Here is a 17,214-nt window from a genome sequence, read left to right as displayed (position 1 = left end):
CGATCCATCGCCCTACCGGCGAGAAGCCAATCGCGGCCGGGGACGCCGGCGATTGGCTGAGGCAGGGGTCGAGAGACGGCCGTGCTCAGGCCGCGCGCGCGGAACGATCGCTGCTGTCTGCGGAGGTGGCAACGGTGCGAGATACACCGACGTCGCCCCGGGCGACGGTGCCGGTAATGCGGCGCAGTCGCTCGTTTACCGCTCGCTGAAAGACGTTCGTGATGGGAGAACGGCTGGAGAAAAAGCCCAGCGCACCGCTCGTGAGTACGCTGAACATCGCGCCCATGGTGAGGATCGTTCTGGCAACCTGGCCAATCAACGGCGCAGTCGAGGCAATCGAGGGCGCTGCGGCCATGATCGCGTAAAACGGCGTCAGGTTGGGGAGAACCCTTTCCGGTGCAACAGCCGCAGCAATAACCAGCCACCAGAAGAGCAGTACGGGCATTGCTACCGCAGTCACCGCGAGACAGATGAGTAGGAATCGCGCCACCTCAAAGAACTGCCCAACATAGTTCCGCGGATCGAGCATCGACCGGATTCGCATTTCGATGTAATCCGGCTCTGGGACTGAGCCCGCGACGACGCCATTGATGAGGATGAGGCAGTTCGTTGACCGGGCGGATCGCGCGAACTCCGATCGGAGTCTGGCCAGCTTCTGGCGCCGGGCATACTCGAGCGCGAACGCTATGAGCGCGGCGAGGCCTGCGGCCTGGATTGGCGCGTTGCCGCCGGTTGTCGTGACCAGCACCGCAAAGGACATTGCGAAAAACGCAGAAACGAGGGCTGCGGAGCCCCAGAACTCACTACGGATTCGGAGATTGATTACGTTATACCCCGGGGTTGAGATTCGATGTGGTTGCGGTTTTACGTGTTGCCGGCGGCCGCACGCGAAAGATGCTGGACGTTGCTCGAATTTTCGATGGTCAGTTCGCTCTTGCGCTTGATCTGACCTTCGAGCGACGCGCGGGGGCCGAGGCGAATGGTTCCGTAGTAGTAGACGTTGCCTTTCACGCGTCCGTTGATTTCGAGTACGCCACGCGAGTGGACGTCGCCCTCGACGGTGCCGTCGACGCGCACGTGTTCGCCTTCGATCTGGCCTTTGACCATGCCACCCAGCCCGATATGCACAAGGCCGGCGTTCGAGATGACGTTCCCGTCGACGATGCCGAAGCTGCTCAGGCCGTGGTCGAGGATGACGTTGCCGTGGATCGACAGACCTGCCGATAGCAGGGTGACGTTCAGAGGTTGCGGCTTCATGAGATTGGCCTCTTCAGAAAAGTTGCACGTCGCCGGACTTTCCGGCGGGCGCTTTGGGTTGTTCGGGGGTGGCGGGTGCATCGCCAGTCTCTGCAGCGTGAGTGCGGCGCGTAAGGTGATGCAAGGGGCGCAGGGTCGGTTTTGCAGCGGCCAGCTCAGCGCTCGCGGCCTGAGCTGGCACGGAGGCGACCTTCGGAACGGCGGTGGTGAGCGCAGGCGACGCCGCATCGGCGGGTGTGGCCTTTCTGGACGCGACCGATGGCACCGGAGGCTGCGCAGGGGCGGGCTGTACTGGCTGGGCAGATGCGGTCGGCTGGGGATCTACGGCGGTCTGACTCACCGAGTGGGCTCGAATCGGAGAAGCAGCGACGTTTTGTTCCGCTGTCCCGGCGCGCGTGGTCGAGGCAGTGGCGCCTGACGATGCCCCAATGGTTGCTGGCAGAGACAGCGCGCGTGGGTCCACGATCGAAAGAGCGGATGGCGCGACCTGCCGTTGCTTTCCGTCGAAGTCAGAGGAGGTGAGCGGTCGCGCCGGCGCCGCATTGACCGGCATGTCGCCACCCTCACCGATCGCGGTCGATGCTGGCGCCGATGCCGCCGATGTCGCGATCACCGGCGACTTCGCAGCCGACTCATGCAGTGCGTGCCAGATGTGGGCGGCGCTGATCCCACCAGCGGCAGCCAGTGCTCCGACAGCCAGCGCGATTAAGGCGGGTTTCGTCGCCCGGCGCATACCGGCGAGCAACCCCGGGCGGGCAGAGCGGTCGTCGGGTACAGGCAGCGCGGGCATGGCAGCGGCGTGACTTGCGAGGTCAATGACAACTGGCTGCGCGTTGTATTGGGCATGCAGCCTCTGAATTTCCCTGAGATCCATGGTTTCTCCAACAGGTTGACAGTCCGAGCCTATTCATCCGTGCGCAAAGTCAAGTCGCGTCGGTACGGCTGCGGGCTGTGGTTGGCGATGCTGCGGCGCGGCTATTTCTCGCGGCGCTCGCCGTCGGCGGTGTACTGGTCGTTGTCCGGCATGCAGATCTGGACGATCAACCTGAGCTTGCGTTCCGCGTTGTTGAGGATGCCGAGCCGCTGTTCGTCCGTGATTTTTCCGCGCGCGAGGCGCTCGGTCGCGCGCACATAGACGCGGTCGTACTGGGTGAGGCACCGCACCAGCAGGCCGGCCAGAGGCCGCGTGATGGTGAGCTCGATCATGTCGTGTGGCAGTTCGATAGGGCGAGCTTCGAAACGCAGGAGCCACTGCTCGGTTTTGCGCAGCCATTCGGACGTTTCGCGCAGTGCCTTCTCGAGCGCGCGCGTTTTCCCGCCGCGGGCGACCGCGATCTTCGCTGCGCAGAAGTTGTAGTCTGAGCGGATGTAGGTGCGGGCAAACAGCGAGCTGTATCGGAGCACCGTCTTCGCGTCAGATTCCGGCCGGATCCGGTCGATACGCGAATCGCTTGTCAGACGCTCGATCGGCTTCAATCCGCTCGGCTGTGCGTTCCCGCCGGTCGGTGTGTCTTTGTCCGGGCGCTCTGGCTCCGGGAGAAAATCAGGAACTGCGGCCATAGGTATTTTCGGGTGGTCTCTCTCACCTGCCATTCTGCGTGCGCCAACGCACATGCAAATAGGCAAAAGCTGCACTGTTTTCCTCATCTTTTGGGGTGTTCGGCGCGCGTATCCAGGCAATACTGACTCTACTTCTCGCGTCTCTGACGCATCGACCTTGACCCGGCTAGCCCGGAGTCCATCTTCTGTACAAGCCGTGCCTTGAGCATGCTCCGACCAGACGGCAACTGGTGTGGAATTTTCTGCTGATGAGCGCCTCGCCAGCGCTCCCCATTCATTCAGTCATAAAACTCGTCTCTGGCCGCATTCACTTGCGCCGTGATATCGTTCGGACCCGGACACCGGGTGTTCTCTCTCCAGAGCCCGTCTGGGTAGAACGATCGAAGTGGACTGAACCGTGATCCTGCGGCGGAATGTTTCTCTCCGAAAATGGGCTGTTGCGCAGCGTGACCATGCTGCGCGAGGACGACTTACGTCCTCGTATATGAGCCCTCGGCTCCCTGAGCGCCACGACCCCGGAAGGGTTGTGGCGCTCAGGTCATTTTTCATCGAATCCCAAAGACGCGTTCCTCACACCGAGGGACGCGTTTTTTTTCGTCCGTTGTGTTCTGTCTCCACAGGAGGTCTTCATTGCTTCCCGACCGTCTGGATCTGCGAATTGCCGAAACGATCAGTCACACGATCGAGGAGGAGCGCGCATCCGTTGATACGGCGCCGCCGGCATGGCGGCACCGCTGCGAGGTTGCGAAGGTTGCTGCGTTTAGCGATCCCGAGCGCCGCATTTTTCTTTCACACGTAGCCGAACGTCGCGGAGAGGCGGCAGCGCACGAACTGGAGCAGTCGGCCAGCGAACTGCGCACCACGGCAATCTTTTTTCTTGCGAGGAAACCTTCATGAACGCTGTCGTCAATCTGCTTAACGGCCCTGCGCGCAGCGTCGTTGAGGAACGGGCATTGCGGCCGCCCGTTATTGGTCATATCCGCCCCGGCATCAAGGTGCTCACGTCAAAGGCCCGCAGCAACGCGCAGGCCATCGGCATCTACAACGACATGGTCGCCCAGGGCCATCCGTTCGACGCGATCGCCCAGGTGATCGAATCGAAGTGCAACATCAAGAACGCACTTGTGCCAAAGAACACGCCGTATTTCACCTGCCGGCGCTCGGACTTCAACAGCCCGGACGTGGCCGACGAGATCCTTCGACTGTACGGTGATGATCGCGGCGACGGTGTGAAGCTCTACCGGTTTCCGGTGCTGTTCGCGTTCAATGACTGGATGCAGAACCTGCCCAACCAGATGACCGTATACGGCACAAATGGTCGCAAGTTCTTCTCCCAGTACGAGCGCGATGGAATCCGCTACTGCATGACGTACGCAAAGATCGAGCGCGATCCGCGTGCGCAACGCGCAGTGCGGCACTTTGGCGGGCGCACCGTCATCCGTCGCCAGGATGAAGCAATTCCGGACGGCATCTGCGATCCCGAACAGTGTCCCCAGTATCAGGCGCGACACTGCAATCTGTCTGCGAGCTTCGTGTTCGCGGTTCCAGACATCAAGGGGCTTGGGCTGATTGAATTGCCGACGAACTCGATCTACGTGCTACAGAAGGCCTATTCGGCGATGCAGACTGTGCAGCTAGCAAGGGGCAAACTGACAGGCACGCGCTTCTGGATCACCAAGCGTGAGTTCGACATCACGCGTATCAACGAGAACGGAGAAGCAGTGCGCACCAGTCAGATGCTCACCGTGCTCGATGCCGACATTGATATCGGTGCGCTGCTCGACGCAGCCGACGACGCTCCATCGGCGCTCGATACGGCGAGTCGCGCGGTTGCGCTCATCGAAGCAGGTGGCAATGTCGTGCGCCTCGGTGGCGATGTCCATACAGCGATCGATAACGCGGTTGCTGGAGGCGCCGCGTTGGATGCGTCCGCCGATACAGCAACGGGCGAAAGTTCTGGTACGAACGAAGCTGGCCTGAGCGCAGTTGCGGCGACAGACTCATCCGGAGCGTCTCCGGCGGTTAAAAGCACTTCGCCTGCCACCGGTCCGCTGTTGCGACACGTGCTTTCGGCACAGCCGGCGACGGCAGAGGCTCCGGAAACGCTCGAAGATAAGCGCGACCGCATGTCGGACCTGCTTCAGCGACTTGGCCTGTCCGCGGATGATCGCAAACAGGACTTCCGCATCTACGCGCATACCAGGTATGGGCGCGGCTGGACCGATCGCGAGCACGACGTCGATCAGATGAACGAGCGACTCACACAGGCACTGACCGACCGTGAAGCGTTCGATCGGGAGATTGTCGCGGCAAGACAGCCGACCTTTCTCGACTGATACCTGACGTTATTTCAACCCTTGCCAGCCCTTCGGGGCTGGTTCCTTCCCGTTTCGATACCGAGAACATTTCAGCAAGCCGGTGTTTGCTCAAATGGTTTCGACCGCGCACATGCGCATCGAACAAGCCCGCTTCGGCGGCCATATTCTGAATTCTGAAAACGGAGCAATCATGTCCGATACACACCTGTTTCGCGTTTCGATAGACCTACGCGTGTCCGATTCACGCTCACTGTTCGACGCCGCCCTTCGTCATGCGACGGAACTAGGGTCTCTAATGAGCAGGGATGACGCGCTGAACGCGCTGACTGCGGACGACGGAAGCATCGATGTCCCGGCCTGTCTTGCGGTATTGCTCGACCCTGACGCACCGCTGCCCGGCACCGATATCGAGGAAGCAACTATCGCGAGCTTGTAGCGTCGCCGGAACGGAGATTTCTGCCCGTCCGGTGTCCTGGCTTCGCGAGTGCTGCGTTGCCATACAGCCCACTTAACCTATTCCGATGGAGCAAACCCATATGAATCGAGCATTTGCAACGGAGCGCGAAAGCGAATTCTCGTACGGCTGGAAAATCAGGGTTGTCTGGTCCTTCGCCGCTGTTGTTGGGATGCTGAGCGAAAGGGCCGGGACTGCGTGCCGCAACTGGGCGACCGGACAGGCCTATCGACTTGGTCGCAGCGACTACGGTGTGCATTTCAATACCCCTCGCTTTTCGCGCAATACGAAGCTTGCGGATGCCTACGACAACGGAGCCAACGACACGTGGGTCCAGACCCTGCCATCCGATGACTGGCTTCGCGATCTGCTGCCGTTCACCTGATGTCTTTTTATGCGCCGCGTTGCGGTGATCACTGATCGAGGCTGCCCATGGGTAGCCTCTTTTTCTTCAGGAGGCGTTCGTGAAGATCGCACATTTTTCTGACCTGCATTACTCGCCCGATAACCTGGCCGAGTCTGATCGATGCTTTTCTTATGCAGTAGGTAACGCTCTCGAACAGCGCGTCCACGTCGCGGTCATTTCGGGCGACTCGACGGACCACCGGCTCGACGCACACTCGCCCGCGCTGAACGCACTAGCCCGACAGGTTCACCGTCTGGCCGAAGTGACACCCGTGCTCATGCTCCAGGGGACGTTCTCGCACGAGCCACCCGGCACGCTCGATAACTTCGCGCTGATGGGCAGCGTGCATCCGGTGTTCGTCGCGGACACCGTTTGTCAGGTCGCACTGGCTGACGGACACTTCCATCGCTCGCACGGTCCTGTCTTTTCGCCAGCGGAGTTGTCGGATCTGCTCGCGGTGCCGCCGCAGGCGGTCTTCACCTGCCTGCCCACCGTCAACAAGGGGCAGCTCGCCGCGAGCGTTGGTGCGCTGGCGGCTGCGACGGATCTGGGCGAAGTGCTGGCCTCGTATCTTGCTGCGGCCGGCCGCGTGAACCTCAGGCTGCGCGAGGCTGGCATTCCGACGGTTGGCGTGTCACACGGCACCGTGAACGGTTGTACGACCGAACACGGCGTCACGATGGCGGGTTTCGACCATGAATTTTCGCTCACGGCGCTCTTCGAGGCCGAATGCGACGGGTTCATGCTCGGCCACATTCACAAGGCACAGCAGTGGGCGCGTGAAGGCCGACTTGTAGCTTACCCCGGATCGATCGGCCGGTTTCACTACGGCGAAGAGGGCGAGAAGGGCTATCTCTCGTGGGAGGTGCATCCGGGGATGGCGGCGGCAACGCTCGTCGCGACCCCCTCACGGCAGATGGTCTGCGTCGATTTCGACGGGCCGCCCGACATGGCACGCCTGGCTGAAATCGCCGCCGATGCCACTGACAAGTTCGTTCGAGTGCGCTGGCAGGTCGACGAGGAGCATCGTCAGGGCGTGGATCGTGAAGCGATCAAGGCGTTGTTTTCTGGCGCTGCGGGCCTCCAGGTCGAATCGCGCGTGCTGCCTGTGGTGCGCAGCCGTGCACAGGGCATCAGTCTCGAGACGACTGTCGAGGGCAAGCTCGCGCGGTGGGCCGAACTGGCAAGCGTCGATGCGAGGCCGCTGCAGGATTGTTTGCAGCTGCTGGTCTCGGGCGATGTGGACGCGATTGCGGTTGGCGTTCTGGCGCGCATCGACTCTCAGCCGGAAGAAGGCGCCGATGTACCGCCCCTGGCGGTGGTGCTGTCGCATCCTGCGGCCGCCGTCGGTGTGGAAGCGCCGGCAGTTTCGGAGACTTCCTTGACGCCTGCGTGCGCACAGCCTTTAACGCTGGACTGGCTCAATGATGATCTTTTCGCGGCGTAGCCGCCATGTAGCGGGAGCGGCCTGGATGGCGCTCCCGCGCGGGACACGAGTCGTGTTCCGGTAGCACGCTGCCCGCGTGTTACTGGAACCAGATTTACCCGCGTCACTGACGCATCGATCGCAGTTCGCTGCATCCATTTTTTCTTTTAACCCTGGCGGGGAATCATCCCTGCAGGGATGCACTCCGCCGACTTTTTATCTGGAGTGTCCTCATGTTTGGTCTTTATCCCGCCGGCACCAAATGGGTCCGGCATTTCTCGGCATCACGTGCGCCTCGCGACATCCAGAAGGTCCTCACGGTCCACGCTGGATTTAGCGCCGGCATTTTCCATCAACCTTTCGGTGAGAGCCGCGGTGCGGTGATCGCGCAGAAGGGCCGCTTTTTGCTTCTCGCCGAGCGCGTCGATTCGGCCTGCGCCGACCTCGCGCTGGTGCCCGACGTGCAGATGCAAAACCTGCTGTGGTCATTCGAGACCGGCTTTGCTAGCCAGTGGGGCTCTCGCGAGCTCCGTGCGCTGACAGGGTGTGACAACTGGGATGCGCTGCTGCGCCAAGCGAGCGCTGATTACTCGCTCGCATGCGGCCTCGTTGAGGAAGCTGTAGCGGGCGCGCTTGAAGCGAAGGCGGCAGAGCAGCTGGCCGCCGAAAAAGCGGCTGCAGCAGAAGCTTCGGCCGCGTCGCGTTCCGCGGCAGATCCTGTCGTCGGCACGATGTACGCCAACGACGATGATGTGCCGTGGCTGCCGTCCGACTACCTCTTCGATGCACCCCATCCGGAGGTAGCCTCATGCGCCCACTGAAACTTACCCTTAGCGGGTTTACCGGTGTTCGGGACGGGATGAAGCGCGAGAGCGTCACGCTCGATCTGGAGTCGCTACCCACGGGCCTCATTGCGTTAACGGGCCCCAACGGCGCAGGGAAATCCACGCTGATGGACAACCTGCATCCGTACAGGATCATGCCGTCACACGCATCAAAGCTGTCTGTCGACGGGTTTTCCTATTGGGACCACGTCTGCGGCACGCATGCACTCAAGGAGTTCGAATGGGAGCATGGGGGCGTGCGTTACCGGTCGTCGTTCGCGTTTCGCAAGCCGGGAAAAACTGGCAAGGCCGAGTATTTCCTGGCATGGCGTAACGCGGCCGGACAATGGGAGCCGATGCAGACGGCCGAGGGTACGGTGTCCGACGGCAAGGCCGATACCTATGATCTGTGCGTCGAATCAGTGTGCGGCTCGCTGGAAGCTTTCTTCACCAGCGTGTTCTCCGCGCAGAACCGGCGACCGCTTGCGTCCTATGGCGCAAGCGAGATCAAGGCGTTGCTTGCGGAGCTTCTGCATATCGACCACCTGCGTACGCTGTCGGCGAAAGCCGGCGACGTCGTGAAGAGTCTCGGCCGCGCGCTTGATGCCACTCACCAGCAGCTTGTGGCGTTGGCCGCAAAGCGCGATCGCGCCGCGCAGATCGATCAGGCTATCGCTTCGGACATCCAGTCAGTCGCCACGGCTCGCCAGAGCCGGGAGACGCTGAATGCCCGGACGGTCGCGCTGACTGATCAACGTGCTGCACTGATGGCGAAACAGACTGCGAACGCAAGCGCACAGGCCCGATTGAGGGAACTGGCCTTGCGGCGCAGCCAGATCGCCGCGTCGCTGCAGACACTTGCAAACGACGGGGCGGCTGATGATCGCCGCTTCGAGCAGCGACGGTCGGCGTTGCGTAGCGCGATTGCCGGTCACAACGCGGTGATTGTGCAGCGTGACGCAATCCTGGGGGCCGCTCACGCGCGCGATGGTGCACAGGCGCGTTTGCTAACCCTGGAGGCCGGTGTCGAGCCGCTGCAGCAGGCGATCGCAGTACTCGAGGCGAAGCAGCTGGAGCTGACCGCGGCGACTTCACGCATCAACGGGCTCACGTCCGAAGGTGAGTCGAAGGCCTCGTTGCTCCGGTCTCTGGAACAGCAGGCAAGCGTTATCGCTGCCGTTCCCTGTGCGGGTCACGCGATGCATAACACGTGCCCCCTGCTTGCCCAGGCGCGTGAAGCGGATGCGAAGGTTCCAGAGCAGCGCATTTCGCTCAACAACCTCCGCGTGGCGTTTCGCGCAAGCCGGGAAGCGGTTGATCGCCTCACACCCGAGGTGCAGCAGCTTGTCACCCGACGCGCCGAACTGAAGTCGCTGTCCGATCAGATTGCGGCCACACGCCGTGAACTGCAGACGGCTGTCGATCTCGCGGCCCGTAAGCCTTTGCTCGATGCAGCAACCGAAGGCGTTCGCAAAGTCAGTGTAGAACTGGCTGCTGTGGACGGCGAGGCGAAGGCTGTACGCGAGCGGCGGCAGTCTCAGCAGGCGAACCTCTCCACGCAGGCACAGGAGGTCGACGCAGAAGTTGCTCGCCTCGGCGTTGGGGACGTGACGGCCGCCATTGCTGAACTGGACAGGCAACTGACGCAGTGTCGCGAAGGCATCACCGGCGAAGACGCGGGGATCGAATCACTGATCCGCTCGCAGGCAACGCGTGAAGTCGAGCGGCAGGCGGTCGCAAAAGAGCTTGCGGGATTCGACGCGACGCAGTCGCGCGCAAACCGCATCTCTGATGAGATCGCCAGCTGGAAGCTGCTCGCCAAGGGTCTGGGCAACGAAGGCCTGATCGCACTGACGATCGACGATGCGGGCCCCGCGCTCACGAAGATGGTGAACGACCTGCTGCTTGCCTGCTACGGCATGCGCTTCACGGTCGAGATCCGCACTCAACGGGCACTGGCCAGTGGTGAACTGCGCGAGGGATTTGAAATCCTGGTGCACGACGCTGACATCGATAGCACCAAGGCGGTCACGGTGATGTCGGGTGGCCAGAAGGTCTGGATCAACGAATGTCTGACGCGTGGCATTGCGCTGTATCTGGCGGGTAACGCTGGCCAGCCGTATCAGACCCTGTTCACCGACGAGTCGGATGGGCCGCTGGATACGCGCCGCAAGCTGCAGTTCCTGCGCATGAAGCGCGAGGTGCTGCGCCTGGGCGGGTATGAGCGCGAGTTTTTCATCTCGCACACGCCCGAGCTTGTTGCCGAAGCCGATGCAGTGATCGATGTCGAGGCGCTTGCGGCCTGAGCGTCAATTTCTTTTTCTCTTTAACCCTGTGGGGGTCGCTCCCCACAGGGGCGTTTCCTCGCTTTTTTCCAACGAGGAACGCCATGAAAACAAAGTACGACCTGTATGCACGAACCGAAGCCGTCACGGTTTCGGTTCGTCCCGCCACGCCGCGCGCGGGCAATGTCCACACCTACGTCCTGAACGGAACGCTGATGCGTGACGTTCGCGTCGACGGCAAGTGGATAACGCACCACGCCAGCATCCCTCTCGAATCGCGGGCCGCGTGAGCAGTTCTCCTGTTCCTTGTGAGTCAACTTCTATGCAAAACCTTTTGATGCTGCTCATTGCAGCAGGCAGTTCATCGTTGTGCGCCTGCACGATTGAACCGCAGGCTGAGCCTGGGCCGTCGAGGCACGTATCGACGATTGTCATCCAGCAGCCGCGAGGCGAGCCGGGTGACTTCATTCTCTGCAACGATGGTCGCGTGCTGGTATTCCCGGTCGCGCATCCGAAAACCTGTTCCTGATCCGCAAGGCCTCAACCTCGAAAGAGCGTTGGGGCCTTTTGCATGGAGACTCTTCATGAAAAAGCAGATAACAACCGCGGGGGCACTCGCCGGATTGCTTGCAATCGCATGTCTGTTGTGGGAACAGCAGTCAGCGGCCGCATTGTCTGGCACGACAGGCGCTGCGACACGTGCGTCTCGCACGAGTCCACCGTCGCCGTTCGAGGGGCGTCTGAGGTTCGCCGGCGTCGTTGTGGGGCGCCTGCGCGGATAACCGAACTACGCATCTGTCGAGCCACGTCGTGGCGCGACCGGACGCAATACAACCGCCGTAGTATTTTTATTCACCCGCCGGGGCACGCCCCGGAACGGGGTGGCTTGCCGGCACGCCTCTTGTGGAGCAGGCCAATGTCTTACTCTTGCACTGATTTTTTTGATGACGTCATGCGCTGTCTCGTCGAGTCCCGAGCGATCGCAGCGAGCGACATGCCGGACAACGATCCGGGCAGGGCTGCGGATCTCGCGATGGCCGCGATCGTTACGATGCAGCGCGCCAGCCAGTCGTCGTCCTTCGTTCGCGAACTTCTGGATGAGGTCGAGACGCTCGGTTCGGTAGCTGAAGAACATGGCGCCGGTGCGCTTGCTCTTCTTTTTTACCTCCAGGCGGCCATTCTTAACGACACGTTTGTCGACGCGCGGAGCGTGGACGACGCGGGTGTCCTTGCGCTCGTCAGTCGGCTTCCGTCAGGGGCCGCGTGGCTGAAGCATATCCGTGTCGCTGAATCTTCCTGACGCACACCATCATCCGTCGATCAGCCCGTGGGTTCCTCTGGAACCGACGGGCCTTTTTTCGCCTCAGAACGCAGCCTGTCAAACGGTGCTTGCCATCACATATCTGGCCATTGAGACAGACGTCGATTTTAATGCGGAAGAGGGGCGACGATCGGTATTTCATTGCCCCGGTTGTAGCGTGCCAAAGTCGCGGAAGACCTTGAGGAGGTCGTTGCGCAATTCGGAGACGTCCATTTCATGTCTGGCCCGCGTCAACCCAACATACAGCAGGCGCTTTTCTTCATCGGTCATCGTGGTGCGGCCGTCATCTTCCGTCTTGAAGCGAAAATCGCCGCAGACCTTCACCCGGTTCCATTCAAGACCTTTCGCCCGGTGAATCGTTGAAACGACATAGTCTGCCTCGGCTTCCGGCGACACGCGAGACAGAAGGTCCCGCAGGTATGCGGTGCCTTCCCGATCGATGATCTGAACGATCGGCAGGAGGTCGCGACCTGCGTAACTCGCCGCGTATTCCTGAACGTCGCGCCATGTTTCAAATAGCGCGAGCGTTGCCGGGCTGAAAGTGCGTTGGCCCCGCATCAGGCGGTCAGCGCCGTCGGCGAATGCCAGAATCTCTTCGATGTTCGCACGCACCGCAACTTTGTGCCCGCTCTGCAGGCCATTTGCCAGCGTCCCGATGACAGTCACGTTCTTGCGGCACAGGATCGCGTCGAAGGTTCGGGTAGGGTCATATTCTTCGAAGAAAGTCGACGTGACATTGGCCTGGCCGCGAAGTGGTACGCTTTCGCCGAGAAGGCTCAGAACGCGTGATGCGAGCGCGGCGAAGTGAGGCCCGAAGCGGAACGACTCCGTTAGGGCGCACTCGCGGGCCTTAATATATTCCATGGCATTGACCGCGCCGCGCCACTCGTAAATCTGCTGGTAGGGGTCTCCCACATAGATGATCTGCGCGTGCTCCTGCCGCCGCAGGACAGACAGCATCAAACCGTCGCTGTCCTGGGCCTCATCGAACAGAATGAAGTCCGCGCCGATCTGCGGACGCGAGCGCTCCCAGGTTTTCAGATACGTGTCGGGTGTGATAGCCGTCTTCCCATGCGGGTCGATGCTCTCGGTCCAGTGGCGCACCACGAAGGGCAACAACATCGCGCGCAACTCGTCGGCGGCCTGTTCGGTGATCATCTCGTTGACGGGGATGTGCCACGACTCGGGCTCGTCCTGAGCGGACCGGCAGAAGCGCGCAGCGCCGTCGGCAACCAGCCGGCCGACCTGGAAAACGGATAGCTCGATGTTTTTGCCAATCACCGTCGGAACGCGCACAGGCCCGAGCCCGTACCTGCTGGCGAGCATGTGAGGCGGTTCCTTGGGGAGATTCAGGCGTGCCGTGAGCGCCTTGTCGGTGGCGCGAAATGCAACCGAATGCACCGTCTGACACGCGACGTTGCGCGGAAACTTCTGCTTCGCTTCTGCCGCAATCTCACGATTGAAAGCAAGGTACTGGCCGCGTTTCGTGCTGAACCGTTCGGCAATCATTCGAAGGGTGGAGGTCTTCCCCGCGCCGGCGTACGCTTTCACTTTTACCGTCGCGCCGGAGGCGACCGTCTCGAGTGTGTCGAGCTGCTCGGCGGTCGGCTTCAATGCTGTCATGACGTCTCGGATGGGGAGTAGGAAACGGCTGTGACGCTTGCGTCGCAGTTGCTGAGGGATACAGGCATTCTGTCAGACCGCGCACGCTATGCCGGAGGGAAAAGACGCGGGAACAGCACCTCCTTTCGAGCTGCTGGCCCGCGCTACGGTACGCCTCAGCGCAAAGCGCCAGCAATGTCCTTCGGAACAACCAGCGGTTCGGCGTGGCTGGTTTGTACACGAGTGCGCCCGGCGACGACGGACTCGGACCGGATGGCAACACGTTCCCGGAACAGTCCACGCCCCGTGGTCACGTGAGTGGCCTCGTACGGATCGCCGCGTTTGATGTAGTCGCCCACGTCAAAGTCGATTGGAAACAGGGACGACTTTCCCCCGCTCTCAACGACGAGCCGGATTGCGTTCACCGGCACGCCGCGCAGGTGAACATCGAGAATCCGATTGAGAAGCTGGTCCCGGACAATGGAAGACTCCATCGGGCTCTGGTATTCGGCATTGCCGTGACGAAGATGGACCACGGCCAGACGCTCCGCCGTTGCGGTAAGAGCGATACGGAACTGAAGGGCGCATGGCCGCCCCGCTTCATCGGGATAGGCCATGTCCATGAAAGGTGTCTGGTGGGGCATGCAACACTCCGCAGGAAGGGTTACGCCGCTCCAGTTGGATCGGCATAGCCCAGGCTACGCAGCAATACGTAAAGTCAAGTCACGTGCAACCCGGTGATGGTCGCGCGAAGGCGGGTGGCCGTACGCTGACTCACGAGGCCGAGCAGCCTGCTTGTATCTTCGTTGGTTCGACCGGCCACCAGCAGACGACGGGCGAAGGTGTTGCGCAGCACCCGCAGGCTCATATCCGGCGCGATGAATCCGATTGCGTCCAGTGCGTCCCGTACGATCGCACCCAGGAGCACATCGGTGATCGGTTTGTCATCGGCGCGCGGCTCGGGGAAAACCAGCGCAGCATCTGACAGCGTATGAAGCCGCTGCCAGGCCCCTAGCGGGGGCAATTTTACCGTTGCATGGAGTTGCGTAGAGTTGCATAGCTCAACAGAATCAAGCCCTTACGGTTGCATAGAGGTGCGTAGGGTTGCATAGGGTTGCATACGGAAATTCCCCTAAAACTGCCCTACGCTCTGATGTACAACCTCAACCAGTGAGGGCACAACATGCAACGCTACACCATCAACCGCGACTTTCTCGAAACCATCCGGCAGGCAGGCGGCACCGGCAGATATCAGGAATATGCCGACGCCGCGCTGCGCGGGTTCGGCGTGAAGGTCACCCCCCAGGGCGGCATCGCCTATTACTACCGGTGGATCGCGCCGGGCGGCAGGCATGGCCGCAAGGTCGTCGGCCATTACCCTGCCACGGCCCCGAGCGCGGCGCGAGAACTGGCGAAAAAAATCGGCGCGACGCTGGACCATCGCCAGGACGATGACGTAACGCTGATCGCGAAACACGCCGCACGGGAAAACAACGCGCAACGGGCCAGGGTGGTCCCGACCGTGGGGGAGTACCTGACGCAGACCTACGGCCCGCACTTCCGCAGCAAATCGAAGAACAAGAGCCGCGCTGACCGCACCATCACGGACATCCGCAAGGATTTTGCGGGCTTCATGGATACGCCGCTGAATCGCCTGGGCATGGCCGACCTCGCGCAGTGGCGCACCGATGAACTCTTCCGCGTGAAAAAACCCGCCACGCGCGGCACGCCCGCGCAGTACGTTAAGCCCGCGACGATGAACCGCAAGATGAACGCCTTCCGGGGCCTGCTGGCCCACGCGCACGCATGCCGGATCATCACCGCGAATCCGGCGGAAGGCATGGCGAAGGAGGACGAAGGCTCAGGCGTTGTCCGCTGGCTGAAACCGGATGAGGAACACCGGCTGCGGGCCGTGCTCGATGACCGCGAAACACGCAACCGCGAGCACCGCGAGCGCATCAACGGCGACCCGCGCCGCAACGATGTGTTCGAGCCACATCACGCGTTCACCGACTACGTGAAGCCCGCCGTGCTGTTCGCGCTCAACACCGGGCTGCGCCGCAATGAACAGCTCACTCTGCGGTGGGATGATATCGACCTGCATGCGCGCACCGCCACCGTGCGCGACGAGAATTCGAAGGTCAATCGGACCCGCGTGGTGCCGCTCTGCGCCGAGGCGTTCGAAGTCATCAGCGCGTGGCGCGCGCAATGTTTCCAGGGCAATGTGCACCCGATCCACGTGTTCACCAATGCCGCCGGCGAACTGCTGCGCGAAGTCACCTACTGGGCCGGCCTGCTGAAAGCCGCCCAGGTACGCGGATTCCGCTGGCACGATCTGAGGCATTCGTTTGCCACGCGCGCCGTCGAACAGGGTGTGCCGCTCGATGTGGTGAGCCGCTGGATGGGGCACAGCCGGATCGAGCAGACCATGCGCTATGCGCACCGCGACAATGATTTCAATGCCCGCGCGATTGCCGCGCTGGACCGCGCCCGCATGGCGGCCGTGCAGGCCATGCAGCAGGCCGCGTGATGCGGTAATGAGAGGGCATCTCGATATACGGAAATACCTGCATGGCCCATCCACTAGATCTTGTCGTAATAGGCGACGAGCTCTTTTTCGAACAAGGAACACTTTTCGCGAAACTCGGTTCTTGCCTTGGTAGCGACGTCAACGCTAGGTATGATCCCGTCCGACTTGGGGCCGGCCAGGGTGTCGCGATACCCCAAGGCTGTCGAGATCGCGATCTTAAGCGCCTCTGCAGCGCCTGACGCAGAGGCTAACTTCAACGTTGTGATCTGTGCTCGCGCCTCGTCGGCGGCAGCGACATAGTCTTTGTCGCACAAGACTCGGAACGCTTTGCGGTACCATTCGCGCTCGTTCGCGGTCACGGGGTTGTGCTGGTCCGCGATGCGTAGCGCGGCGCCTTCGGCTTCCCTGGCGACAGTTTCGTGGAGCCGAAAGAATATCTCAACCGAAGCGGTCGCGGTTTCCAGCAGCCGTCGTCGATTTGACCGTAACTCTCTCTCTCGCTCGCGTTCAGTCGCAATCCTTTCAGTTGCGAGCTCGTGCCTATTTCTTTGCATCCCGGCAATAAGCGTCGCAACGCCGCCGATAATGCCACCCAAGCCAATCTTTACAGCCGAGTCGGCGATGTCGATCCAACTGGTAGACATTTATTGAATGTTATGGAATCGCTACAGCGTAAAAAAGACCCTGAGCTATCAGGGGGCTGGTATTCAATTCTTCCTCTGTTGACATAGGAATGTTAATGGCATGGGTACCGAACCGATTGGCTATTCCAGCGCCCCGCCTTCGCGGTCGGCCCCGTGCCCTACACACAATCACTGTCCCGGTTGCTGATCCGGACCGAGGACGTGGTGAGACGCTGGAAAAGCGATTGTCGAAAAGTAATTGAGCACGTCGCGAACGATATGGTCCTGTGTTTCTTCCCGCGGCTTGCATTTTTCCGCCCAGGCGCGGCCCGGGTGCAATACGTCCCAGCGTGGGCGCAGCCCGTTGTACCTGCCGCTGCCCGGGTCATGGTTACCAAATCCGTCGATTGACGCGTTCCAGAGCGGGGCGAATTTCGCGATCAGCAACGACTCGCCCAGCGGAATCCAGATATCGTCCACCACCAGGAAGCGGCAGTAATTATGACGATCTTGGGATTATGCGCAGTTTCGCGCCACGGACACTCGTTTGCCCTTCTGCAATGGCTTTTCATCACTAGCGCCTGCGCATAATAAAGTGCTTTCCTCAT

General features: G+C 61.4%; 20 protein-coding genes. 11 read left to right on the top strand and 9 right to left on the bottom strand.

Translation table 11 applies throughout. The features are described from left to right. Positions 1-85: 85 nt before the first annotated feature. The 4 genes from KHO33_RS39375 to KHO33_RS39360 all read right to left on the bottom strand — a co-directional run bounded on the left by KHO33_RS39375 (position 86) and on the right by KHO33_RS39360 (position 2,817). Entirely contained in the window at positions 86-760 is a 675-nt protein-coding gene (locus KHO33_RS39375) for a hypothetical protein (RefSeq protein ID WP_200568085.1), read from the bottom strand. Positions 761-864: 104 nt separating this feature from the next. Further along, a complete protein-coding gene (locus tag KHO33_RS39370) occupies positions 865-1,257 on the bottom strand; it encodes a bactofilin family protein (RefSeq protein ID WP_200568086.1) in 393 nt (130 codons plus the stop codon). Positions 1,258-1,270: 13 nt separating this feature from the next. Continuing rightward, positions 1,271-2,131, bottom strand: a complete 861-nt coding sequence (locus KHO33_RS39365) for a hypothetical protein (protein ID WP_200568087.1) — start codon at positions 2,129-2,131, stop codon at positions 1,271-1,273. 101 nt (positions 2,132-2,232) lie between these two features. Then, positions 2,233-2,817, bottom strand: a complete 585-nt coding sequence (locus KHO33_RS39360) for a DUF1845 domain-containing protein (RefSeq protein WP_200568088.1) — start codon at positions 2,815-2,817, stop codon at positions 2,233-2,235. 630 nt (positions 2,818-3,447) lie between these two features. Here KHO33_RS39360 and KHO33_RS39355 point away from each other — a divergent pair. From KHO33_RS39355 to KHO33_RS39310, 10 genes are all read left to right on the top strand, one after another. After that, entirely contained in the window at positions 3,448-3,714 is a 267-nt protein-coding gene (locus KHO33_RS39355) for a DUF7696 family protein (protein ID WP_200568089.1), read from the top strand. Further along, positions 3,711-5,153, top strand: coding sequence for a recombination directionality factor (locus KHO33_RS39350; protein WP_200568090.1), 1,443 nt, complete (start codon positions 3,711-3,713; stop codon positions 5,151-5,153). Before KHO33_RS39355 ends, KHO33_RS39350 begins: the two co-directional genes overlap by 4 nt. A gap of 112 nt (positions 5,154-5,265) precedes the next feature. Then, positions 5,266-5,571, top strand: a complete 306-nt coding sequence (locus KHO33_RS39345) for a hypothetical protein (protein ID WP_200568091.1) — start codon at positions 5,266-5,268, stop codon at positions 5,569-5,571. 100 nt (positions 5,572-5,671) lie between these two features. Further along, on the top strand, positions 5,672-5,974 hold the full coding sequence (locus tag KHO33_RS39340) for a hypothetical protein (protein ID WP_200568092.1): 303 nt from the start codon (positions 5,672-5,674) through the stop codon (positions 5,972-5,974). A 79-nt stretch (positions 5,975-6,053) separates the two neighbouring features. Next, the gene (locus KHO33_RS39335; protein ID WP_200568093.1) at positions 6,054-7,442 is read left to right on the top strand and encodes a metallophosphoesterase family protein; all 1,389 of its coding nucleotides are present in this window, start codon (positions 6,054-6,056) and stop codon (positions 7,440-7,442) included. Between the two features lie 212 nt (positions 7,443-7,654). After that, the gene (locus tag KHO33_RS39330) at positions 7,655-8,242 is read left to right on the top strand and encodes a hypothetical protein (RefSeq protein ID WP_200568094.1); all 588 of its coding nucleotides are present in this window, start codon (positions 7,655-7,657) and stop codon (positions 8,240-8,242) included. Further along, positions 8,230-10,551 carry an SMC family ATPase gene (locus KHO33_RS39325; protein ID WP_200568095.1) on the top strand — a complete coding sequence of 774 codons (2,322 nt, stop codon included), beginning with the start codon at positions 8,230-8,232 and terminating at the stop codon, positions 10,549-10,551. Before KHO33_RS39330 ends, KHO33_RS39325 begins: the two co-directional genes overlap by 13 nt. Before the next feature lie 83 nt (positions 10,552-10,634). Next, positions 10,635-10,820, top strand: coding sequence for a hypothetical protein (locus KHO33_RS39320; RefSeq protein ID WP_200568096.1), 186 nt, complete (start codon positions 10,635-10,637; stop codon positions 10,818-10,820). Between the two features lie 32 nt (positions 10,821-10,852). Beyond that, a complete protein-coding gene (locus tag KHO33_RS39315) occupies positions 10,853-11,059 on the top strand; it encodes a hypothetical protein (RefSeq protein ID WP_200568097.1) in 207 nt (68 codons plus the stop codon). A 465-nt stretch (positions 11,060-11,524) separates the two neighbouring features. Then, entirely contained in the window at positions 11,525-11,830 is a 306-nt protein-coding gene (locus KHO33_RS39310; RefSeq protein ID WP_200568098.1) for a hypothetical protein, read from the top strand. A gap of 159 nt (positions 11,831-11,989) precedes the next feature. On the opposite strand, the gene KHO33_RS39305 is transcribed toward KHO33_RS39310, so the two are convergent. The 3 genes from KHO33_RS39305 to KHO33_RS39295 all read right to left on the bottom strand — a co-directional run bounded on the left by KHO33_RS39305 (position 11,990) and on the right by KHO33_RS39295 (position 14,477). Then, a complete protein-coding gene (locus tag KHO33_RS39305) occupies positions 11,990-13,474 on the bottom strand; it encodes a 3'-5' exonuclease (protein WP_200568099.1) in 1,485 nt (494 codons plus the stop codon). Between the two features lie 155 nt (positions 13,475-13,629). Next, on the bottom strand, positions 13,630-14,097 hold the full coding sequence (locus tag KHO33_RS39300) for a hypothetical protein (protein WP_200568100.1): 468 nt from the start codon (positions 14,095-14,097) through the stop codon (positions 13,630-13,632). 74 nt (positions 14,098-14,171) lie between these two features. After that, positions 14,172-14,477 (bottom strand): hypothetical protein, encoded by a 306-nt coding sequence (locus KHO33_RS39295; RefSeq protein ID WP_200568101.1) that lies wholly within the window; start codon positions 14,475-14,477, stop codon positions 14,172-14,174. Positions 14,478-14,636: 159 nt separating this feature from the next. Here KHO33_RS39295 and KHO33_RS39290 point away from each other — a divergent pair, with 159 nt between their 5' ends. Next, positions 14,637-15,983: a site-specific integrase gene (locus KHO33_RS39290; protein ID WP_200568102.1), complete on the top strand. Its 1,347-nt coding sequence runs from the start codon at positions 14,637-14,639 to the stop codon at positions 15,981-15,983. A gap of 53 nt (positions 15,984-16,036) precedes the next feature. Here the strand turns inward: KHO33_RS39290 and KHO33_RS39285 are convergent, their stop codons facing one another. Both KHO33_RS39285 and KHO33_RS39280 read right to left on the bottom strand, forming a co-directional pair. Next, on the bottom strand, positions 16,037-16,627 hold the full coding sequence (locus KHO33_RS39285) for a hypothetical protein (protein ID WP_200568103.1): 591 nt from the start codon (positions 16,625-16,627) through the stop codon (positions 16,037-16,039). A 168-nt stretch (positions 16,628-16,795) separates the two neighbouring features. Next, positions 16,796-17,089 carry an Eco29kI family restriction endonuclease gene (locus KHO33_RS39280; protein ID WP_236074826.1) on the bottom strand — a complete coding sequence of 98 codons (294 nt, stop codon included), beginning with the start codon at positions 17,087-17,089 and terminating at the stop codon, positions 16,796-16,798. Positions 17,090-17,214 lie beyond the last annotated feature (125 nt).

This window comes from Paraburkholderia nemoris, from assembly GCF_905221015.1.
Taxonomy (GTDB): domain Bacteria; phylum Pseudomonadota; class Gammaproteobacteria; order Burkholderiales; family Burkholderiaceae; genus Paraburkholderia; species Paraburkholderia nemoris.
Note: the sequence above shows the minus strand (reverse complement) of the source record. Positions and strands in the feature narration are given on the sequence as shown.